This is a genomic window from Cellulophaga sp. RHA_52, from assembly GCF_007827205.1.
GTDB classification, from domain to species: Bacteria; Bacteroidota; Bacteroidia; order Flavobacteriales; family Flavobacteriaceae; genus Cellulophaga; species Cellulophaga lytica.
The window spans coordinates 1,368,786-1,391,358 of sequence record NZ_VIRZ01000001.1 but is presented as its reverse complement, the minus strand read 5'-3'; the positions used below and the strand labels follow the sequence as shown (position 1 = coordinate 1,391,358).

At 32.9% G+C, this 22,573-nt stretch carries 21 protein-coding genes and 1 tRNA gene; 15 read left to right on the top strand and 7 right to left on the bottom strand.

The window, feature by feature from the left end; translation table 11 throughout:
- The first annotated feature begins 1 nt into the window (after nt 1).
- The 7 genes from hutI to JM80_RS06150 all read left to right on the top strand — a co-directional run bounded on the left by hutI (nt 2) and on the right by JM80_RS06150 (nt 8,595).
- Nucleotides 2–1,240 carry an imidazolonepropionase gene (gene hutI / locus JM80_RS06180; protein WP_255436693.1) on the top strand — a complete coding sequence of 413 codons (1,239 nt, stop codon included), beginning with the start codon at nt 2–4 and terminating at the stop codon, nt 1,238–1,240.
- Nucleotides 1,241–1,278: 38 nt separating this feature from the next.
- Entirely contained in the window at nt 1,279–3,282 is a 2,004-nt protein-coding gene (locus JM80_RS06175; protein WP_144709490.1) for a urocanate hydratase, read from the top strand.
- Between the two features lie 160 nt (nt 3,283–3,442).
- Nucleotides 3,443–3,760, top strand: coding sequence for a thioredoxin (gene trxA, locus JM80_RS06170; protein ID WP_013620436.1), 318 nt, complete (start codon nt 3,443–3,445; stop codon nt 3,758–3,760).
- Between the two features lie 81 nt (nt 3,761–3,841).
- Entirely contained in the window at nt 3,842–6,403 is a 2,562-nt protein-coding gene (locus JM80_RS06165) for a M1 family aminopeptidase (RefSeq protein WP_144709489.1), read from the top strand.
- A 3-nt stretch (nt 6,404–6,406) separates the two neighbouring features.
- Complete coding sequence (locus JM80_RS06160; protein ID WP_075694549.1) at nt 6,407–7,330, top strand: DUF58 domain-containing protein; 924 nt, start codon at nt 6,407–6,409, stop codon at nt 7,328–7,330.
- 76 nt (nt 7,331–7,406) lie between these two features.
- Nucleotides 7,407–7,480, top strand: a tRNA-Asp gene (locus tag JM80_RS06155).
- Nucleotides 7,481–7,707: 227 nt separating this feature from the next.
- Entirely contained in the window at nt 7,708–8,595 is an 888-nt protein-coding gene (locus tag JM80_RS06150; protein ID WP_013620439.1) for a DUF808 domain-containing protein, read from the top strand.
- A gap of 70 nt (nt 8,596–8,665) precedes the next feature.
- On the opposite strand, the gene JM80_RS06145 is transcribed toward JM80_RS06150, so the two are convergent.
- The 4 genes from JM80_RS06145 to modA all read right to left on the bottom strand — a co-directional run bounded on the left by JM80_RS06145 (nt 8,666) and on the right by modA (nt 11,597).
- Nucleotides 8,666–9,223, bottom strand: coding sequence for a helix-turn-helix domain-containing protein (locus tag JM80_RS06145; protein ID WP_013620440.1), 558 nt, complete (start codon nt 9,221–9,223; stop codon nt 8,666–8,668).
- Between the two features lie 119 nt (nt 9,224–9,342).
- Entirely contained in the window at nt 9,343–9,987 is a 645-nt protein-coding gene (locus JM80_RS06140) for an ATP-binding cassette domain-containing protein (protein WP_144709488.1), read from the bottom strand.
- Nucleotides 9,988–9,990: 3 nt separating this feature from the next.
- Nucleotides 9,991–10,746 (bottom strand): ABC transporter permease, encoded by a 756-nt coding sequence (locus JM80_RS06135; protein ID WP_075694552.1) that lies wholly within the window; start codon nt 10,744–10,746, stop codon nt 9,991–9,993.
- 80 nt (nt 10,747–10,826) lie between these two features.
- Nucleotides 10,827–11,597 (bottom strand): molybdate ABC transporter substrate-binding protein, encoded by a 771-nt coding sequence (gene modA / locus JM80_RS06130; RefSeq protein WP_144709487.1) that lies wholly within the window; start codon nt 11,595–11,597, stop codon nt 10,827–10,829.
- A gap of 127 nt (nt 11,598–11,724) precedes the next feature.
- On the opposite strand from modA, the gene hutG reads away from it, so the two are divergent.
- Nucleotides 11,725–12,672, top strand: a complete 948-nt coding sequence (hutG, locus tag JM80_RS06125; RefSeq protein ID WP_144709486.1) for a formimidoylglutamase — start codon at nt 11,725–11,727, stop codon at nt 12,670–12,672.
- A gap of 49 nt (nt 12,673–12,721) precedes the next feature.
- On the opposite strand, the gene JM80_RS06120 is transcribed toward hutG, so the two are convergent.
- Nucleotides 12,722–13,879, bottom strand: coding sequence for a homogentisate 1,2-dioxygenase (locus tag JM80_RS06120; RefSeq protein WP_034646100.1), 1,158 nt, complete (start codon nt 13,877–13,879; stop codon nt 12,722–12,724).
- Between the two features lie 379 nt (nt 13,880–14,258).
- On the opposite strand from JM80_RS06120, the gene JM80_RS06115 reads away from it, so the two are divergent.
- From JM80_RS06115 to JM80_RS06090, 6 genes are all read left to right on the top strand, one after another.
- Nucleotides 14,259–15,146 carry a sugar phosphate nucleotidyltransferase gene (locus JM80_RS06115; protein ID WP_144709485.1) on the top strand — a complete coding sequence of 296 codons (888 nt, stop codon included), beginning with the start codon at nt 14,259–14,261 and terminating at the stop codon, nt 15,144–15,146.
- Nucleotides 15,131–16,201 carry a phosphotransferase enzyme family protein gene (locus JM80_RS06110; RefSeq protein WP_255436687.1) on the top strand — a complete coding sequence of 357 codons (1,071 nt, stop codon included), beginning with the start codon at nt 15,131–15,133 and terminating at the stop codon, nt 16,199–16,201. Before JM80_RS06115 ends, JM80_RS06110 begins: the two co-directional genes overlap by 16 nt.
- 60 nt (nt 16,202–16,261) lie before the next feature.
- Entirely contained in the window at nt 16,262–16,717 is a 456-nt protein-coding gene (locus JM80_RS06105; protein ID WP_013620448.1) for a tRNA (cytidine(34)-2'-O)-methyltransferase, read from the top strand.
- A 108-nt stretch (nt 16,718–16,825) separates the two neighbouring features.
- Nucleotides 16,826–17,818, top strand: a complete 993-nt coding sequence (gene lpxD / locus JM80_RS06100; RefSeq protein ID WP_034646098.1) for a UDP-3-O-(3-hydroxymyristoyl)glucosamine N-acyltransferase — start codon at nt 16,826–16,828, stop codon at nt 17,816–17,818.
- A gap of 5 nt (nt 17,819–17,823) precedes the next feature.
- Nucleotides 17,824–18,162 (top strand): n-acetylglutamate synthase, encoded by a 339-nt coding sequence (locus tag JM80_RS06095; protein ID WP_144709484.1) that lies wholly within the window; start codon nt 17,824–17,826, stop codon nt 18,160–18,162.
- A gap of 125 nt (nt 18,163–18,287) precedes the next feature.
- The gene (locus JM80_RS06090) at nt 18,288–19,070 is read left to right on the top strand and encodes a DUF3050 domain-containing protein (protein ID WP_144709483.1); all 783 of its coding nucleotides are present in this window, start codon (nt 18,288–18,290) and stop codon (nt 19,068–19,070) included.
- Nucleotides 19,071–19,073: 3 nt separating this feature from the next.
- Here the strand turns inward: JM80_RS06090 and JM80_RS06085 are convergent, their stop codons facing one another.
- Nucleotides 19,074–19,964, bottom strand: a complete 891-nt coding sequence (locus JM80_RS06085) for a DMT family transporter (RefSeq protein ID WP_013620452.1) — start codon at nt 19,962–19,964, stop codon at nt 19,074–19,076.
- A gap of 201 nt (nt 19,965–20,165) precedes the next feature.
- On the opposite strand from JM80_RS06085, the gene JM80_RS06080 reads away from it, so the two are divergent.
- The gene (locus JM80_RS06080) at nt 20,166–20,798 is read left to right on the top strand and encodes a hypothetical protein (protein ID WP_144709482.1); all 633 of its coding nucleotides are present in this window, start codon (nt 20,166–20,168) and stop codon (nt 20,796–20,798) included.
- A gap of 1 nt (nt 20,799) precedes the next feature.
- Here JM80_RS06080 and JM80_RS06075 read toward each other — a convergent pair whose 3' ends face one another.
- Complete coding sequence (locus JM80_RS06075) at nt 20,800–22,485, bottom strand: helix-turn-helix domain-containing protein (protein ID WP_144709481.1); 1,686 nt, start codon at nt 22,483–22,485, stop codon at nt 20,800–20,802.
- Nucleotides 22,486–22,573 lie beyond the last annotated feature (88 nt).

Sequence of the window (22,573 nt, the reverse complement as noted above, 5' to 3'; positions counted from 1 at the left end):
TATGAAACAAAAACTTATAGGTCCGTTTACACAACTATTACCAATGACAGGCATTGCCGTTAAAGGTGCCGTTAAGGATGAAGAACTTGTAGTTATAGAAAATGGCGGTATTATAGTTGAAAATAATACTATGATAGCTGTTGGCACATACAAAGAGTTATTAAAACAAATAGACATTAAAAATACCTTGTTAGAAGAAGTAATAGGTGATAGTGTTTGCTTCCCTGGTTTTATAGATTCTCATACACATATTTGTTTTGGTGGCACCAGAGCTAATGATTATGCTATGCGTAATGCCGGCAAAACTTATTTAGAAATTTCTAAAGCTGGTGGTGGCATTTGGGACACAGTAACCCAAACCAGAAAAGCTAGTATTTTAGAATTAGAAGATGGCATTACTAAAAGAGCTAACAAACATTTAAAAAATGGCGTTACTACTATAGAGGTTAAAAGTGGCTACGGTTTATCGGTTTATGAAGAACTTAAAATGCTACGCGCTATAAAAAATGTGGATAACAGAATTAAAGCAGATTTAGTCTCTACTTGCTTGGCTGCACATATGCACCCTAAAGATTACCCTGGTACGGCAAGTGAGTATTTAGAAGAAATAAGCATCTCCCTTTTCCCCCTTTTAAAAGAAGAACGTTTAACAACCAGAATTGATGCTTTTATTGAAGAAGGTGCTTTTACAGCAGAAGTAATTGCACCTTACTTTAAAAAGGCAAAGGAAATGGGCTTTACAATAACGGTACATGCAGATCAGTTTTCTACAGGTGGTAGCAAAGTGGCTGTAGATTTTAATGCTATAAGTGCAGACCATTTAGAAGCAAGTACTACAGAAGAAATAAATATTTTAGCAAAAAGCAATGTTATTGCTACAGCTTTACCTGGCGCTAGTATTGGTTTAGGTTGTGCGTTTACACCTGCTCGTAAGTTTTTAGATGCTGGTGGTGCAGTTGCTATTGCCAGTGACCACAATCCGGGTTCTGCTCCTATGGGAGACTTACTTACCCAAGCCTCAATCTTAGGAACTTTTCAAAAACTGAGTAATGCAGAGGTTTTATCTGGTATTACTTTTAGAGCTGCGGCGGCACTAGGCCTTAAAGATAGAGGTGTGTTAAACAGTGGGTTTATGGCAGATTTTATTGCTTTTCCAACAGCAAACTATAAAGAAATTTTATACCAACAAGGACAACTAAAACCAAATATGGTTTGGAAAAAAGGAACTAAAATAGCTTAAAAAAATAACGAATTCAGCTTCATTATAACATATAAAAAATGGATTTTAAATCTCAAATTCTGCAAGGTATTCCATCTCTATTACCTCCAAAAAAAAATTACACCCCAAATGCTAATCACGCTCCAAAAAGAAAAGACATTCTTTCTTTAGACGAAAAAAAATTGGCTCTAAAAAATGCCTTGCGTTATTTTCCTGTTGCTTGGCACGCAGAATTATCAAAAGAGTTTGCTAATGAACTACTAAGTTATGGACGTATTTATATGTTTAGGTTTAAGCCCAAATATGATATTTATGCCAGACCAATATCAGAATATCCAGCAAAAACACCACAAGCTGCTGCATTGCAATTAATGATTATGAATAACTTAGACCCTGCAGTTGCACAACATCCAGAGGAACTTATTACCTATGGTGGTAATGGTGCTGTTTTTCAGAATTGGGCGCAATACTTGTTAACTATGCAATATTTAGCAACAATGACAGAAGAACAAACTCTGCATATCTATTCTGGTCATCCAATGGGACTTTTTCCTTCTACCAAAGATGCACCTAGAGTTGTTGTTACTAATGGTATGATGATTCCTAACTATTCTAAGCCAGATGATTGGGAAAAATACAATGCACTTGGTGTTACCCAGTACGGACAAATGACTGCTGGTTCTTATATGTACATTGGCCCACAAGGTATTGTACACGGAACCACAATTACAGTTATGAATGCCTTTAGAAAAGTACTGCAACCTAATGAAACACCTTCTGGAAAAATATTTTTAACTGCTGGTTTAGGTGGTATGAGTGGCGCACAACCAAAAGCTGGTAATATAGCTGGTTGCATTACTATTTGTGCAGAAGTTAATGCTGCAGCTGCCACCAAAAGACATACACAAGGCTGGGTAGACGTTTTAATTGACTCTATTGACGATTTAGTTGATAGAACTAAAAAAGCACAAGAGAATAAAGAGGTTGTTTCTATTGCTTACATTGGAAATATTGTAGAAGTTTGGGAACGTTTTTATGATGAAAATATTTTTATTCATTTAGGGTCAGATCAAACATCTTTACACAACCCTTGGGCAGGTGGTTATTACCCTGCAGGTATTTCTTTTGAAGAATCTAATGAGTTAATGAGTACCAATCCTGATGCTTTTAAGCAAAAAGTACAAGAATCTTTAAAAAGACAGGTAGCTGCAATTAATAAGCATACAGCAAATGGCACTTACTTTTTTGATTATGGCAATGCCTTTTTACTTGAAGCATCGCGTGCAGGCGGCGATGTTATGGCAGAAAACAATATAGATTTTAAGTACCCATCTTATGTACAAGATATATTAGGACCTATGTGTTTTGATTATGGTTTTGGTCCTTTCCGCTGGGTATGTTCTTCTGGTAAACCTGAAGATTTACAAAAAACAGATGCTATTGCTTTAAAAGTAATGGAAGAAATTAAGGCTACTGCTCCAGAAGAAATTCAGCAACAAATGCAAGATAATATTACTTGGATTAGAGAAGCTGAACAAAACAAGCTGGTTGTTGGCTCACAAGCGCGTATTTTATATGCAGATGCAGAAGGTAGAGCTAAAATTGCAGAAGCTTTTAATAAAGCTATAAAAACAGGAGAACTTTCTGCCCCTGTAGTTTTAGGTAGAGATCACCATGATGTTAGTGGTACAGATTCTCCGTTTAGAGAAACCAGCAATATTTATGATGGTAGTAAATTTACCGCAGATATGGCCATACATAATGTAATTGGAGACAGTTTTAGAGGTGCCACTTGGGTATCTATACATAACGGTGGCGGTGTTGGCTGGGGAGAAGTTATTAATGGCGGTTTTGGCATGGTGTTAGATGGTTCTACAGAGGCTTCAAAAAAGTTGAAAAATATGCTTTTTTACGATGTTAATAACGGAATATCTAGACGAAGCTGGGCACGTAACAAAGAGGCTATTTTTGCCATAGAACGAGAGATGAAAAGAACACCAGAACTAAAGGTTACTGTTCCTAATTTGGTTGAAGAGCATTTATTAGATAATTTATTTGCGTAGCCGTAGAATTACAATTAATTTTAAAACATTAAAAAATAACAATACCCCTTATGTTCTGTTATAAAAATAATTAATAGAACAATAGATAATAGGTATAGTTCGTTGTTAAGGAAATAGGAATTTATTTGACTAACTTTGTATAATATTAAAAAATAAAATTATGGCATTAGAAATAACAGACGCAACTTTTGACGAAGTTGTTTTAAAAAGTGACAAACCAGTTGTTGTAGATTTTTGGGCAGCTTGGTGTGGTCCATGTAGAATGGTTGGTCCTATTATTGACGAAGTTAGTTCTGAGTACGAAGGAAAAGCTGTTGTTGGTAAAGTAGATGTAGATGCAAACCAAGAATTTGCAGCTAAATATGGTGTACGTAACATACCTACAGTATTAGTATTTAAAGGTGGTGAAATGGTTAGCAGACAAGTTGGCGTTTCTCCTAAACAAGTTTACACAGACGCAATAGACGCTTTATTATAGTCTATAAACATACAATTATAAAAAAAGGGTTTGGCGTTTGTCAAACCCTTTTTTATTTTTACTACTTACCTTTTTTTATTTATGAAAAAAATTACGCTCCTTACACTACTAGCTTTAACCTTAATTGGTTGTCCTCAAAAAAAAGAAATTAAACCTTTACAAGTTGAAAAAGGAATTTCTTTAGACCTTGCAAATTATAGAAAAGAACAAATTAAGAACTTGCATTATGCGCTAAATTTTTCTATTCCTAAAAGTCAAGAAGATCCAATACCTACTACATTAGTACTTGCTGCAAACATTACCGACCTGCAATATGATCTAATTTTAGATTTTAATGAAGATAAAGATCATTTAAAAACACTTAGCGTAAATGGTAAAAGCACTCCAATTAACCATACCAACGAGCATTTAATTATAGATAAAAATGCATTAGTAATAGGAGAAAATAAAATTGAAATTTCTTTTAACGCAGGTGAGTTATCACTTAACAGAAACAAAGAGTTTTTATATACGTTATTAGTGCCAGACAGGGCTAGTACTTTGTTTCCGTGTTTAGACCAACCTAACTTAAAAGCAACTTACGACTTAACCATTACAGCTCCTAAAGATTGGAAAGTACTTTGCGGCGGTACAGAAAAAGAAAAAATAGAAAAAGAAGAGTACACTACCCATATTTTTAATACCACTGATAAAATGAGTACTTACTTGTTTTCATTTGTTGCAGGTAAATTTACTGAAGAAGTTAAAAACCCTGGTGCTTTTGATATGCGCTTTTTATACAGAGAAAATAATAAAGAAAAAATTGCAGAGAGTACAAATGAGGTTTTTAACATTCACCAACAGTCTTTAGATTTTTTAATAGATTATACCAACTATGATTTTCCTTTTCAGAAAATGGACTTTGCTAGTATCCCTCCTTTTCAATATGGCGGTATGGAACACGTAGGCGCAATACAATATAGAGAATCTTCTTTATTTTTAGATAAGAATGCTACGCAGAACCAAAAGTTATCTCGTGCTAAGTTAATTGCACATGAAACATCACATATGTGGTTTGGAGATTTGGTTACTATGCAATGGTTTGATGATGTTTGGCTAAAAGAAGTGTTTGCCAACTTTATGGCAGATAAGATTATGAATCCGCTTTTTCCAGATATAAATCATCAATTAAAATTTATGATGACACACTACCCTAGTGCATATTCTGAAGATCGTACTAAAGGCACAAATCCTATTAAGCAACATTTGGGCAATTTAAAAAATGCAGGCTCTTTATATGGTCGTATTATTTACAACAAAGCACCAATAATGATGCAGCAATTAGAAGCCGTATTAGGAAAAGATGCTTTTAAAGAGGGAATGCAAGAGTATATAAAAACGTATGCCAATGACAATGCAGATTGGAACGACTTGGTTTCTATTTTAGATAAAAAATCTGACGTAGATATTAAACAATGGTCTAATGTGTGGGTAAACCAACCTGGAAGACCAGTTTTTACAGATAATATTACCTACAAGGATAACAAAATAACCAATTTTACAATTACGCAAAGGGCAGAAGATGGTACAGATAAAATATGGCCACAATCTTTTGCTATACAGCTTGTGTATAAAGACAGTGTAAAAACTATAAATGTAGCAATAAATAGTAAAAACCTTCAACTAAAAGAAACTATAGGACTTGCAAAGCCCGAGCAAATTATATACAACGCTAACGGTTTTGGATATGGAGTTTTTCCGGTTAATGTTGCTCATATTTCTAAAATAAAAGAAATTAAAGATGCTACCGCTCGTGGTTACAGCTATATAAATTTATATGAAGTGTTTTTAAATAATAAGGTACCAGCTTTAGATGCTTTTAATATATTTTTAAACGGAGTAGCATCAGAAAAAAATGAGCTTGTTTTAAATTATATTACAGGAAGAACCAGAGATATTTACTGGAAATTTTTATCAGAAAAACATAAAGAAAAAATTCAGACTACAACAGAAAATAAGTTGTTTGCATTATTAAACAGCTCTAAACCAAAGGCATTCAAAAAAGATATATTTAATCTGTATAAATCGCTTGCCATATCTTCTAAAGCATTAGAAAATTTACACGCTATTTGGACAAAAGAATTGAGTATACCACAATTATTTTTAAATGAGGATGATTACACTAGTCTTGCAAGTGAATTATCTTTAAAAAAACACCCAAAGGCTACAGAAATTATAAAAGAACAAGAAAAGCGTATTAGCAACCCAGATAAACTTGCAAAATTTATATGGCTACAACCATCTATAAGTAACAATGTAGAGCAAAGAGATGCTTTTATGGTTTCTTTATTTGATGCCAAAAACAGAGAAAAAGAATCTTGGGTTACAACAGCACTAAGCTACATTCACCATCCGCTACGCCAAAATGAAAGTAAAAAGCATTTGACAAAATGTTTACAAAAGTTAGAAGAGGTGCAACTTACAGGAGATATATTTTTTCCAAAAAACTGGTTGGCAAGTTGTATTGGTAAATACAGCTCTAAAGATGCTTACCAAATACGTGAAGATTTTTTAAGCAAAAACCCTAACTTTAACCCTATTCTACTAAAAAAACTATTGCAAACTACAGATGATTTAGAAAGAGCGCAAACCATAAAAAAGTAAATTATGAACCTAAAGGACAATTTAAATGCGCAACCACTGCTAAACCTAGAGTTACTAGCAAAACAGGTGGTAGAGGGTTTTATTAGCGGAATACATAAAAGTCCGTTTCATGGGTTTTCTGCCGAGTTTGCAGAGCACAAAATTTACAACAAAGGAGAAAGTACCAAGCATATAGACTGGAAACTTTTTGCAAAAACAGATAAGTTATACACTAAAAGATATGAGGAAGAAACCAATTTAAGGTGTCATATGATCTTAGACAACTCTGCCTCTATGCATTATCCTGAAACAAAAAAACTAGATGTAAATAACCTAAATAAAATAGGGTTTGGCGTTTTAGCCATTGCCGGTTTAATGAATATTTTAAAAAAACAGAGAGATGCTGTTGGTTTAAGTATTTATTCTGATGCTTACAACTATTATGTATCAGAAAAAAGTAGTGAACGCCACCACCAAATGTTGTTGGCAAAGCTTACAGAAGTGGTAACAGATAAAAATCCGGCTCAAAAAACAAAAACATATACCTATTTACACCAGATAGCCGAAAAAATGCACAGGCGTAGTTTGGTTTTTCTTTTTACTGATATGTTTCAGACCGAAGAAGAGGACATAAAATTGTTTGAAGCATTACAACATTTAAAATATAATAAACATGAAGTTGTACTTTTTCATCTCCTTGATAAAGAAAAAGAACATTTTTTTAATTTTGATGATGCACCAAAGCGTTTTGTAGATGTAGAGACCAAACAAGAGATAGATTTGTATGCTGAAAACGTAAAAGAAGCTTACCAAAAAGAGCTAACTAATTACTTATCAGACATTAAATTAAAATGCGCACAATACAAGATAAAATATGTTGGCGTAGATATTGCTAAAAATTTTGCTTCGGTTTTTAACACGTATATGGTGGAGCGACAAAAATTTTAATTTTTTTTGAAAATTTCTTCAAAAAAGTTTTGCTGAATTAAATAACCTCTGTATATTTGCAACCGCTAAACGCCACGGTCTGGTAGTTCAGTTGGTTAGAATACCTGCCTGTCACGCAGGGGGTCGCGGGTTCGAGTCCCGTCCAGACCGCAAAAACCTTCAACATTTGTTGAAGGTTTTTTTGGTTTTATACCTTTTTTAAGGTGAAAAAAATCAGATCATCTTATAAAAGTTTTTAGCTCTAATTCTGTTTTTTATCAAAATCACTCGCCAAAACATCTCTCCTAAATTAAACTTTATTTTAATCATTTATATTTGTGACTTCATCAGTTTAAAGAAAAACTCTAATTTTAGACTTTAAAAAAAGATAGACATATATGGCATCAGGTTTTTTTGCATTATTAGATGATATAGCAGCGCTTATGGATGACGTTGCTGTAATGAGTAAAGTTGCTGCTAAAAAGACAGCAGGTATACTTGGAGACGATTTAGCGGTGAATGCAGAAAAGGCTTCAGGGTTTATATCAGACAGAGAACTACCTGTACTTTGGGCAATTACAAAAGGATCGTTTTTAAATAAACTTATAATACTTCCCTTTGCATTTTTATTAAGTGCTTTTATACCAATTGCGGTAACTATTATACTTGTTTTAGGCGGATTGTATTTGGCTTATGAAGGTGCAGAAAAAATTTATGAGTTTTTAGCCGGTCATAAACACGAGAGTAATGAGCTTTTAGATGAAGACATTACTATTGAAGAACTACAAAAACTTGAAAAAGGACGTATTAAATCGGCCATATTTACAGATTTCATCCTTTCTGTAGAAATTGTAATTATTGCATTAGGTACAGTTACAGATCAGCCAATTTCTACACAAATAATGGTGGTAACAGTAATTGCCATTATTGCCACTGTTGGTGTTTATGGTATAGTTGCACTAATTGTTAGAATGGATGAATTTGGTTTAAAACTAATTAACCTAAACGAACAAGACAATAGCTTTTCTGACAAAGTAGGCAGACTGCTAGTAAACGCTTTACCTTGGGTAATTAAATTTTTAGCCGTTGTAGGCACACTAGCACTACTTTCTGTTGCTGGTGGTGTATTTGCACACAACATAGACTTTTTACACCACTTAATTGAAGATGTTCCGTTACCAGCTATGCTAAAAGAATTTTTATTAGGACTAGTAATTGGACTCTTAACTTTACCTATTATTGGCTTGTTTAAAAAGCTTTTTGGCAAAAAGAAAGATAAACATTAAACATAATATTTATACAAAACAAAAAACCTTCAGTTAACTGAAGGTTTTTGTTTTTTAAGCTTGTAGCTATTTAATGCAGTAAGTAAACTTTTAACAATACTGCAGGCTCATTAAACTTGTTAGATATACCATGTGCAACGGTACCATCAAAAAATAATAAATCTCCTTGGTCTAATGTTACCTCGTTGCCTTTTAGTGTATAAGTTGGCGAACCACTTAACACATAAACAAGTTCATTTGCATTGGTAGAAATAGGTTTTCTAACCGCTAATGGTAGTACAGTTATTAAATATACACGTATACTTTCTCCTTTAGAAGTATTAGATAATAAATGTGTATACTCTAATTGTTCAGAGTCTTCTCGGTCTTCTCTGGTTCCTGTACCCTTTTTAATAAGAATATAATCTCCATCAATACTAGAAGAAAGTTCTAATTCAGACAACTCTATCTGCAAGGTTTGCATAATTTTAAGCAAAACCGGTAAAGAGGGAGTTGTTCTAAGGTTCTCAATCTTTGAAATTAACCCTGCGCTTACGCCCGTTCTTTTGGCGACTTGCTGTAGGGTTAAGTTTCTCTTTTGGCGAGCCAGCTTTAGCTGTCTGCCAATGTTTATCAAAATGTCATCCATAAATAATTGGTTAGTGTAATAGTATGACTATCTACAGTTTATGTACCTCAAAAATAAGAATTATTTATTTATAGTATTAGTATTACAGCTAGGGTTTTATTTAACAAAATAAAAACAGTCTACAAACTAACCTTCTCTAAAGTACCGTCTTTTAAACTTAAAATACTAGTTGCTAGTTTTTTAGCTTCACTTTCTGAGTGTGATATATGAACAATTACAAGTTGTAACTTTTGCGCTAAATTTTGGAGTAATAGTATAATTTCTGACTTTGTAGCTTGGTCTAATGCACTTAAAGGCTCGTCTAAACACAAAATTTGAGGATAAAAACTTAAAGCCCTACCAAGTGCCACACGTTGTTTTTCTCCTCCACTTAAGTTATCTACGCTTCTGTTTAGTAGTTGTTCTACTCCTAATAAAACAGCTAACTCTTGCACTCTTTCTTCAATTTTTAATTTAGGCCATTTTCTTATTTTTAGTGCAAAGCCTATATTTTCTGCTACTGTCATTGTAGAAAATAAAGCTCCGTCTTGCGGCACGTATCCTATTTGCCTTTGACCAGGAACTAGGTTTGTTATATTATTAGAGTGCAGTAATACTTGTCCTTTTTTTACTTTTCGCAATCCACAAATAGCCTCTATAAGTGTTGTTTTACCACTACCTGTTTTACCCATTAGCACCAAATACTCACCTTTATCAACTTTAAAATTAATATTAGACAAGCTAAAAGCACCTTGTTCTATTTCTAAATCTACACATTGTAACATAGGCTAAAAAGTATGTTTTTTAGTTCCATATATTCTAACTAACAGCAACACCAAAAAACCAGATGCTATCATTATTAAAGACACAGCTACAGCTGCTTCTATATTCCCTACAGACATTTCTAAAAACACTGTGGTTGGCAACACCTCTGTTCGCATTCTTGTAGCACCTGCAAAAATTAAAATAGGGCCAAATTCTCCCAAAGCTCTTGCCCACGCTAAAGAAGCTGCAGTTAAAATTCCGCTTTTAGCTTGTGGTAGTAAAATATAAAAAAAAGACTGTCTCTGGTTACAGCCCAAAGTTAATGCAACCTGTTCTTGTCTATTATTAATTTGCGAAAACGTAACATACATTGTACGTACAGCAAAGGCACAAGCAACCATAAACTGTGCTATTACAACACTATACACTGTATAGGTAATTCTTAAATGACTCTCTATAAACTGCCCCAACGCTGTCTGAAAAAGTAATAGCAAACTTAAACCAACTACTAGTGGTGGCAACACTATAGGTATATCTAAAATAGCATCAATAATTTTTTTAAATTTAAAGTTATAACGCGCCATAAAATAGCCAATTGGTATAGCCACTATAACGCTTAACAACATTGTAATTGTGCTGCTCACCAAACTTAATTTTATAGCATATTGTATTTCCTTACTAGCTAAAGCCTTAAAAATATGATCTGGTGTGGTATAAAAAAAATCGGCCAACACCATTGCTAATATTAAAACTATATATGTAGACGCCACAATGCCCATTACCAAATAAAATGGTACGTTAGACCTAACCTTATGCTGTTTTATATGTTGCTCTTCTTTTTTGATAACTACGTATTATATTAGTACATTTTATACCCTAATTTTTTAAACACACTTTTACTTTTTGCATTCTGTAATAAAAATTCTGTAAACTTTAATGCCTCAGTTTGTTGCTTAGACCATTTTAAAACTCCAATTACTGCGTGCTCTTTATACTGTTTAAAATTAGCTAACTCTATAGCATCTATTTCTTTGTACTGGTTAGCTGTAACATCCCAAATAACACCCGCATCTATAGTATTTAGTTTAATAGCATTAGCAACGTCAGACACTGTTGGCATTTGTACATATACGCATTTTTTAACTGCATCCCAATTACCAGATTCTTGCAGTATTTTTTTAGTTACAGTTCCTACAGATGCCGCATCTGGGTTAGCAATACCAAACCTAATACCTTTTTTACACACATCTTTAATAGTTGTTATATTTTTGGGGTTATTTGCACTAACTACCAATACTGGAGTTATAGCAACTAATGGCTTACTTTGCTGTATTATATTGTATGCAATTGCTTGCTGCATGTAACTTGCATCTGCAGACAGGTACAAATCTCCTTGCTTGGCAACTCTAATATTAGCCAATAACGTACCAGAACCTCCATATTGCAAATCTATTTGTATACCTGTTTCTTTATAATATTCTTTTGCAACTTCTTCTAAAACAGGCTTTACTACAGCAGCACAATACACTAATAGTGTTTTTTGATTCTGCTTGTTATTACAGCCTATCATTAAAAAAAATAAACATACAAGCACTATTACTCTTGTTGTACCAGTAAACTTCATTAGCATAAATTAAACTACTAAATTAAAAGTTTTACACTAAAACAATTGCATTTCCTGGTCTAATCTATTTTTTATTTAATTTGAAGTTTAAAAACTAAAATAACACCTTACTTTTGAGTTATAAATTTGTAAAATGGACAACTTTAAAAAACCAGATTCTTCTTTATGGCAAGGCCGAAAATCTAATGCCAATCTATATCTTCATGAAAAAGTAATTTGCGTAGATACTTTAAAACAAGAAACCACTAAAACTTTTGCTATATTAAGCTACGCTTGTGATGAAGGTGTTAAACGCAACCAAGGCAGAGTTGGCGCTGTTACTGGTCCAGAAGCTATTGTAAGGCAATTGGCTAAAATGCCAAATCATTTAAAAAAAGATACTCAGCTTTTAGATGTTGGCACTGTTTTTTGTACTGATAATGATATGGAGCAAGCACAACAAACTTTAGCTAATACGGTTACTACTTTACTAAAAAACAATACTTTTCCTATTGTTTTAGGTGGTGGCCACGATATTGCTTACGGACATTATAATGGCATTTTAAATGCGGTTGAAAAACACAAAACTATTGGTATTATTAATTTTGATGCTCATTTTGATTTAAGAGCTAATACAAATGGAAATAATTCTGGAACACCATTTTATCAAATAGCAGAAGATTGTAAAACCAACAATATTCCGTTTAATTATTTGTGTTTAGGAATTAGAGATGATGCCAATGACGCTTCTCTTTTTAAAACAGCAAAAGAACTTAAGGTAACGGTTATTAAAAATGAAGATTTTAACCTACATCAATCTATAAAAATACAAGAACAAATTTCTGCTTTTATAGCCAATGTAGATGTGGTATACACAACAGTAGATTTAGACGGTTTTTCATCTGCTTATGCAGCCGGAGTTAGTGCTGCATCTCCAATGGGCTTTTCTCCTGATATTGCATTGCAATGTTTACAAACTATTATAAAATCTGGCAAGCTCATTAGTTTAGACATTGCAGAAATGAACCCAAAATATGACCTTGACAACCAAACTGCAAAATTAGCAGCCTCTTTGGTACATACTCTTATACATACCACATAAAAAAAGGAGGCTAATAAACCTCCTTTTTTATGTTATAATTTAAAACACATTACTCCATCCAAGATTGGTAATACGTACCATTATCTATATCTAACGCCAATTGCGTTAATTGCAAAGGCTTAAAAGTATCTATCATAACTGCTAATTCTTCAGTTTTAGATTTGCCAATACTAGCCTCGTAAGTACCTGGGTGAGGACCATGAGGTATACCAGCTGGGTGTAAAGAAATATAGCCTTTATCTATGCTTTTTCTGCTCATAAAATCGCCATCTACGTAATACAAAACCTCATCAGAATCTATATTAGAGTGGTTGTATGGTGCTGGTATAGACTCTGGGTGATAGTCGTACAACCTTGGCACAAAAGAACAAACAACAAAAGCGCTTGTTTCAAAAGTTTGGTGCACTGGTGGCGGTTGGTGCACACGCCCAGTAATTGGCTCAAAATTATGTATAGAAAATGCATACGGAAAATTGTAACCATCCCAACCAACAACATCAAACGGGTGAGATGCGTATGTTAAGTGGTGTAATTGTCCTTGCTTTTTTACTTTTATTAAAAAATCACCCTTTTCATCATACGTTTGTAAGTTTTGCGGCAATTTAAAATCGCGCTCACAAAAAGGAGAATGCTCTAAATGCTGACCAAACCAATTTCTGTACCTTTTTGGTGTATATATTGGGTGGTAAGACTCTGTTACCAATAAACGGTTGTCTTCTGTATCAAACTCTATTTGGTAAATCATTCCTCTTGGAATAACAATATAATCTCCGTATTCAAAAGGGATTTCACCCAACATAGTTTTTAATGTTCCGGTTCCTTCATGAATAAACAAAAGCTCATCTGCATCTGCATTTTTATAAAAATACGTTGTTAATGACTTTTTTGGAGCAGCTAAACCAACATGTACATCACTATTAAATAATACAGTTTTTCTACTCTCTAAATAATCATCTTCTGGTCTAATATCAAAACCTTTTAACAATCTAGATTTAATATTATGAGTCACAGCAGCTTTTGGAGACACATCTATACTTTCACCAACTTCTTTTACCATAGTTGGTCTGTGTTTATGATACATTAAGGACGACATTCCGTCAAAACCTATAGTTCCAAACAGTTGCTCGTAATGCAAAGTACCATCTTCTTTTTTAAAGATGGTATGTCTTTTAGGCGGTATTTTACCTAATTTATGATATAACGGCATATTTCTATTGTTCTTTGTAAATAGACAATAAAAGTACAATAATTTGAACTTTATCTAAAAAATAAGCCTAAAATTATGTAATTAATAAATTGAAGAGTTTTGGATATAAAAAAAGCCTTCCAATAGGAAAGCCTTTCATTGGTTGATACCATCTAAAATGGTTTTCAACATTGCCCCAAAAAAAATTGAGACACAACACAACGCCGCAAAGATAGTAAAGCATTTTAATATTTAATACTTTAACCGTAAAATAGCGTTTTAAAAGCTAATTATGGTTGTATTTTTAAATCAAAAAAACAAAAAAGACCATACTATTTAACTTAAATACCACCCATTGCCACATTGCAAAACCTTATTTTTGTTAGACAAAATATAAAAAATGACACTACTTTTAATGGCTGCAGGTAATGGTAGCAGATACGGAAAACTTAAACAATTTGATGATATTGGTCCCCACCACGAATTTTTAATGGAGTTTAGCATTTTTGACGCTATTAAATATGGCTTTACCCATATAGTTGCTATTACTAAAAAAGATAAGGTTGCCTTTTTACAAGAACATTTAGCCAAACGCCTACCAAGTAATGTAAAATTAGATGTTTTGGCTCAGGAAATTTCTGATGTTCCAAAAGGTACAAGTTACACTACAGAACGTTTAAAACCTTGGGGAACTGCACACGCGGTTTGGACTGCTAGAAATGTAATAACCGGTCCGTTTGCAGTATTAAATGCCGATGATTTTTATGGTAGCTTAGCTTTTAAAAATGCCGCCAAAATTATGCAAGCTAGTACTGCTAATACATACGCACTAATATCTTACACACTAAAGGATACATTGTCTACTCACGGCTCTGTTTCTAGAGGTGTTTGTAAAATTAACAATGGTATTTTAACTAAGGTTGAAGAACGTTTAAAATTAGAAAAACAAGGCGAAAAAATAGTAGATACCAATACAGGAATTGAGTTTACAGGAAACGAAGAAGTTAGTATGAATTTTTGGGTTTGTGACACATCTATTTTTTCAACTATAGAGCAAGCTTTTAAATTATTCTTGCAAGACGAAGAAAAAATTAAGTCTAGTGAAGTTTTCTTGCCTTTTATTATTCAGGAAATGATTAGTAATCAAAAATTAAATGTACCTGTAGTAAATTCTAAAAGCAATTGGTTTGGCGTTACCTATGCAGAAGACAGAGCAATGGCTGTGTCTAAACTAGCAGAAATGACTAATAACGGGGAGTACCCTTATAATTTATGGAATATAAACTAATAACTATGCCAATAGAACCTGCCAAAATATTAAGTCATTTTTCTGTTCCTAAAAAAGAGTACGTTTTTGAGCCAATTAATAATGGACTTATAAATGATACTTACTTAGTTTTAACAACCAACAAACCTGCATACATTTTACAACGTATAAACAACAATGTGTTTAAAAATGTAGCTGGCGTAATGCAAAATATAGAAACAGCACTACATGTACTTAAAAGTAAAAATTATAGTAGTGTAGCTGTAGTTAAGACTAAAAAAGACACAAGTTACCATAAAGAAAATGGCTTTTGGAGAGTACTTTCTTATATTGACAATAGCACAACTTACAACACCACCAAAAGTAATAATATTGCTTTTGAGGCTGGTAGAATTGTGGGCGAATTTCATTCGCTTTTAAGTTCTGAAGATGTTGTAAATTACCAAGATACAATTCCGGATTTTCATAATTTAATACACAGAAATAATCAGTTTTTTGATGCTTTAGAAAAGGCTAAAAAGGAACGTACAGCTGCCGCAAAAGACGCAATAGAATTTGCTGAAGAGTTGTTGCCAGATTTACTAGATTTTTGTTTTACAGAATTACCAATTAGAGTTTGCCATAACGACACCAAATTAAATAATATTTTATTTTCTAAAACTACAGATAAGGCTCTGTGTTTAATAGATTTAGATACGCTAATGAAAGGTTATTTTTATTATGATTTTGGGGATGCCGTACGCACTATTGTAAATACAGCTCCTGAGGACGAGAAAGACCTATCTAAAATAACTTTTAGTGAAGACCTTTTTACCAGCTTTGTAGACGGTTTAATCACTCATAACAGTATATTAACCAAAGAAGAAATAGCATCTTTACCACAGGGAACCGTGTTTATGCCATTTATACATGGCTTACGTGCACTTACAGATTTTTTACAGAATGATGCTTACTACAAGGTTGCTTATCCTAATCAGAATTTAGATAGGTGTGTTAGTCTTTTTGAATTCTCTAAAAAAGCATTAGACAAGGTAGATTATATGAATGCTATTCTAAAGAAAAAATTTAGCCAATAAAACCAAATCTTTTTATTTTAAAAATTCAATCCGTTTCTTTGCTTAAACGCAAAATTATTTATGAGCTTTAACATTGTACTATTTGAACCAGAAATACCAAACAATACAGGTAATATTGGAAGATTAAGTCTGGCTTCTGGCTCTACATTGCATTTGGTTAAACCATTTGGTTTTGAGTTAAATGATAAAAGGGTTAAACGTGCTGGTTTGGACTATTGGCAGCATTTAGACCTAAAAATCTACGATAGTATAACTCATTTTTTTGAAGTTCATTCTGATAAAAAGTTCGCATTTTTATCTGCTAAAGCAGAAAAAAACTATTATGAAATTGATTATGAAGATAATATGTTTTTTGTGTTTGGTAAAGAATCTGTAGGCTTACCCGCATCTGTTGTAGAAAAACACAAAAATAGCCTTTACAAAATACCCCTTTTTAGCGAACATATAAGAAGTCTAAATTTGGCAAATGCAGTAAGTATTGTAATCTACGATGCAATAAAATCAAAAAAACTGTAGTTTTTATAACAAAAACAGTCAAAATATAAACTTTAATTACTTTTTATAAGTACTTTTAAAGCTTTCCATAATAAATAACCTTAACCAATAATACCTTATAAATTAAGAATGAAATCATTTACAGTACAAGAAATCAGCGAACTTTTAGGAGGAGAATTAGTAGGTAACACTACACACAAAATAGAAGGCGCAGAACAAATAGAAAAGGCTACCGAAAATCAAATTACATTTATTGGTGGCGTAAAATATGTTCGTCTTTGGAAAAATTCTAACGCAAGTGTAGCTATTGTAAATGACAATTTAAAAATAGAGCCAAGAGAAAATACTGCTCTAATAAAAGTAAAAAATGCAGACATTTCTTTAGCTAAACTTTTAGAAGCTTTTGATCCTGGAAAACCTGTTTTTGATGTAGACATACACCCAACAGCAGTTATAGATAGTACTGCTACAATTGGTGTAGGAAGTAAAATTGGAGCCGGCTGCTATATAGGTAAAAATGTTGTTTTAGGGGAAGGTGTTGTTTTATACCCAAATGTTACTGTTTTAGATGATTCTACCGTAGGCAACCAAACGGTAATGTGGTCTGGAACTGTTGTTAGAGAACGTAGCGAAATTGGTGCCCGTTGTACTTTTCATATCAACGTAAGTATTGGTGCAGATGGTTTTGGCTACAGACCAAGTGATGATGGCAGAGGTTTGGTTAAAATACCACAAATTGGTAATGTTGTTATTGGTAACGATGTTGAAATTGGAGCCAACTCTTGTGTAGACCGTGGTAAATTTAGTTCTACAGTTGTTGGTGATGGTTGTAAAATAGATAACTTAGTGCAAATTGCTCACAATTGTGTTATGGGAAGGTCTTGTATTATGGCAGGTCATAGTGGTTTAGCTGGCTCTGTTACTTTAGGAGACGGCGTTATTATTGGTGGTAGTGCATCTATAAAAGACCATACTACTATTGGCGATGGTGCTATTGTTGGCGCAGGATCTGGTGTTATGGGTAACATTGCCCCAGGCAAAACTGTTTTAGGTTATCCTGCTCAAGATTCTAGAGATATGCTAAAACAATGGGTGGTAATGAAAAAACTTAGTAGAAATTAGAAGTAATGATAAACTATAACGGTAAAATATTTAGACCGGCTAATAGTTCTAAAAATTCTGAAACCTCTAATGACACCGTTTTTACATATAAACAAAACGGTGCTATTTTAACTGCTGACTATGCAGGTGGTAACATAAAAAAAGGACACTTAATTGGCTTGGTTGATGCTACTGGCGTTATACAAATGAGATACCACCAGGTAAATACCAACAACCAATTAATGACCGGAAAATGTACGTCTACACCAGAAATTTTGCCAAATGGAAAAATTAGATTGCATGAAAAATGGCAATGGACCTCTGGAGACAAATCTACAGGAAACTCTATTCTAGATGAAGAATAGTGTTTTTTTTGTATAAAATTCATCTAAAATAACACCTATGTATTAATTTTGCAGCGCAAAACCAATACTATTGTTTTTGCGTATGCAAAGTACAGTACCAATTGTTAGATATAATTTTAGAAAGAATGAACAGAATTGAGCACATAGAAGATGAAATTTCTGAATTAAGACAAGCGCTTCAAAACCACAAGCTTTATGCAAGTTTAAAAGATGTAAACGACATTAAAGTTTTTATGGAAAACCACGTTTATGCGGTTTGGGATTTTATGTCTCTTTTAAAAGCGTTACAAAAAAATCTGACCTGTACAGATACTCCTTGGGTACCTGCTAGTAATCCAACATTAGCACGTTTTATTAATGAAATTGTTCACGGCGAAGAAAGCGACATTAATGAACTTGGCGAACCTAAAAGTCATTTTACAATGTACTTAGATGCAATGCATCAAATAGGAGCAAACACCAATTCTATTGAAAATTTTATCAATCTTATACTTCAAAAAGAACCTGTTTCATCTGCCTTAAAAAAAGTAAACTTAGACACTACTTTAGCAGATTTTGTAAACTATACTTTTAAAATAATTAACACCAATAAGCCACATTTAATTGCCGCTGCTTTTACTTTTGGCAGGGAAGATCTTATACCTGATATGTTTATTGAGATTCTTAAAAATGCTGATGCCGAAAATAAACACTATAATAAACTTACGTATTATTTAGAGAGACATATAGAGTTAGATGGTGATGAGCACGGACCACTATCTTTACAAATGATTTCTGAGTTATGTGGTAATGATGACACCAAGTGGCAAGAAACCTTAACGGTAGCCAAAGAAGCACTACAACAGCGCATTAATTTATGGGATGCTATTAGCAACCTAATTAACAAAAATGCAGTAGCAGTAGTATAACTACTAAGACAATTTTCTTTTTAAAACTCTTTTTTTAGCAAATATACTTTTTTGGTAAAAGGTAATACGTATACCAAAAAGCAATACCAAACCACCCACTACCATCTGAGTAGAAATAGCCTCATCTAAAAATAACCACGCTAAAAAAGAGGCTAAAATGGCTTGTCCTAATAAACTAACCGACACTCTGGTTGCACGCATATGCTTAGTTGCATAGCTAATTAGCAACCAAGCTAAAAGCTGGCACACCAAACCTTGTAGCAATAGCACTAACCATCCTGCATTAGAAAAACCCGTAAAAGGCTCATTAATTGCGTAACTTAATACCCCTAAAAATATAGTAGATGCAACCAAGCTTGTTGTCATAAACGTAAGTACATTTATTTGGTTTAAAATATCTTTACTTAGCAACATATATACTGCGTACAACATACCAGATAGCACTGCAAAGCAAAAAGCTAAATTAAAATCTAACGCAACAAATGTTTTAAAACCAACCAACATCACCATACCTATAATTGCAATTACGGTACCAAACCAAAAATTATTAGTAGGCTTATCTTTTAAAAAGAAAAAAGCTCCTACACCAACCCAAACCGGAGATAAATTGGTTAAAAGTGTAGCTTGTGTAGCTGTAGACTCTTGTATAGCTATGTTCCAAACAGCAACATCTAAACCAAAAATAACTCCGCATAACATTGCTAAGTAAAACGGTTTTTTAGCTGTAATTTTAAACTGTTTGGTTAGTAAAACATATGGCAAAATACATACTGTGGCTACTGCCATCCTATAAAAAGCAGATATAACACCTGGTGTTAAGTTTAACTTAACCAAAATAGGAAATATAGAGATGCATAAAACACCTAAAGCTAGAGCAACTTTTGCCTTTTTCATACGCCATAAATTAGCTGGCTAATTTAAAATAAAAAGGGTATAAAAAAATACTTTTTATAAAAAGTTAGCGTTAAAAATTAACCCTATAAAAAAACTTGTAGTTTGTCTAATAAATGACTCTTAACTGTTAATTTAACAACAAAAATTTACCACATGGCAAGGTATTTGCTATCTTTATCTTAAAATTTTTAAAGTAACTTAATGCGATTTTCATTATTCACATTATTAACCATTCTGTTTTTTGCTGCACCAGTTGTAGCACAGGAAACGACTGTTATACCTTTAAAAATTGAAGCAAAGAAAGAGGTAAAAACTGCACCACCTGTAACTATTATAATACCAGAGCCTAAAAAGCAACCTAACAATACAAACTTTTTAGATTCTATGATGAAGCCTAGAATAGATATGACTCCAGACAACAGACTTGTTAAACCTGGGCGTGATGTTAAATTGAATCCTCGTTTAGGTTTTGAAGAAAAAAAAGACTCTAAATCGTTTCATGGAGATCAATATTTAGGTGATGTAAAAACTACCGGAAAATTTATTGGTATTGTTTGTAGAGATCACGAATATGTAGATGGTGACCGCGTAAAAATTTATGCAGACGGAAAAGTAATAGAGCACAATTTAATGCTTGGTGGCGCTTTTAAAGGAGTAAACCATACTCTAAAAAAAGGTTTTAACCGTATAGATTTTGAAGCATTAAACCAAGGTACATCTGGTCCAAATACCGCACAAGTAAACATTTATGATGAAAACGGGAAAGTGATATCTTCTAAAAAATGGTTGCTTTCCACAGGGTCTAAAGCTACTATTATTGTAATACAAGAGTAAGTTACTCTCTACCAATAAAAGCTAGTGCCAGCTTAATATCGTTATAATCTACTTTTTTATTTAAGGCTTCAAAAATAGCTTTTAAACTTACAGGCTCTCCTTTTTTCTGCTTGCTTTTAGCCTTTTCTACATCTTTAATTATTTGTTCTTTAGGCTGATAAAAACTAAAATCTTCTTCGGGGTAATCTTTACATAATTTAATTAAATGTCCCGCTATAGTTCCACTAGACAATCCTCTTTGATCTGCAATTTCTTCAATGCTTAGTTTCTTTCTAAAATAATCTAGGGTAACATCATAGGTAGAATCTTTTTTAATTTTCTTATCTATAATTTTTTTAGCGTGCTTTTCTATAGCTTTTAAATTGGTTAAGCCACCACACTCTACTACAAATTTAATCGCTTCTTCCTCTAAATTATCTAAGGCATATTTTTTATCTGCTTCATCAGATAGTTCTAAAAATCTTTTGTCTGCTTTAGAAGCTAGTCCATCTACCTGCAAAGCCATTTCGTTAAAACCTAATAACTTTAGGTTTTCAATATTTTTTAAACGAGATAAAGCTACATAACCCTGGCCTTTTTCAAAAGTTTTAGATAGGTCTATGAGCGCACCATCTAGCGTCATACCCTGACATTTATGTACAGTTATTGCCCAAGCTAAACGCAATGGTATTTGGTCTAAACTAGCCAAAACTTTTCCGGTATCGTCCTGCACACCCCAATTCTCTTGCTTTACAGAAATTCGTTTTCCTTGGGCTGTTTTTACTACCGGAAATCCATCATCATTAAAACTAACAATAGTACCTAATGTACCATTTACATAACCTTGTTCTTGGTTGTTACGTACAAACATAACTTTTGTATGCATTTTTAACTCTAACTCTTCTTTAGCTAAGACTGATTTTTTTAAAGTTTCTACCAGTTTTTTGTTTCCTTTAGTGGTAGCCTTAAATCTTTTTATCTTACCTTTTAATTGTTGTAAATGCTCGTTATTAATCTGATCTACATCATAATTGTGCGTAAACAATTTGGTAGGCTCATCATCTTTACTAAACGTATTCTGCTCTGCTTTTTTAAGTTCTTCTATACTTTTTTTAGATATTTTTCCTATTCTAATTTCATTTAAAATAGTATTTAAAACATCTTCATTTGCTTGCCTATATTGCTCCGTTAAATAACACACATTAAATTTAGCAGCAACCCAAGCAGCAGACATAAAAGCAAATTTATCTTTACTTTTTTCATTTTGATTACCTATTGGTGGTAACTGAAAAAAATCGCCACAAACCACAACTTGTATGCCTCCAAAGGGCTCATCATTCTCTTTAAAAAATTGCAAAACAGTATCTACCATATCTAACTGTTTTTTATGCAGCATTGATATTTCATCAATAATTAAAATTTTTGCATTTTCTAAATGTTCTTTCAGGTACTTTTTCTCCTTCATAGAATTTAGATTAGCCCTGGTAAGTTGTTCTTTTATACCAAAACCAGCCCAAGAATGTATAGTCATCCCATTCATATGCGTAGCCGCAATACCTGTAGATGCTGTTATAGCAACTGGTATTCTACGTTTTTTCAAATAGGTAATGTACTGGTTTAAAACATACGTTTTACCTGTACCTGCAGAACCTGTTAAAAATACATTTTTACCAGATTTTAATAATGCTAGTGCTTTTTGTTGTTGCAATGGTTTGTGTGTTATTTAGAATAACCTTACTATTATTCCAATTCACAATATCATTATAAATTTTAAGATATAAAAATTACACTACTAT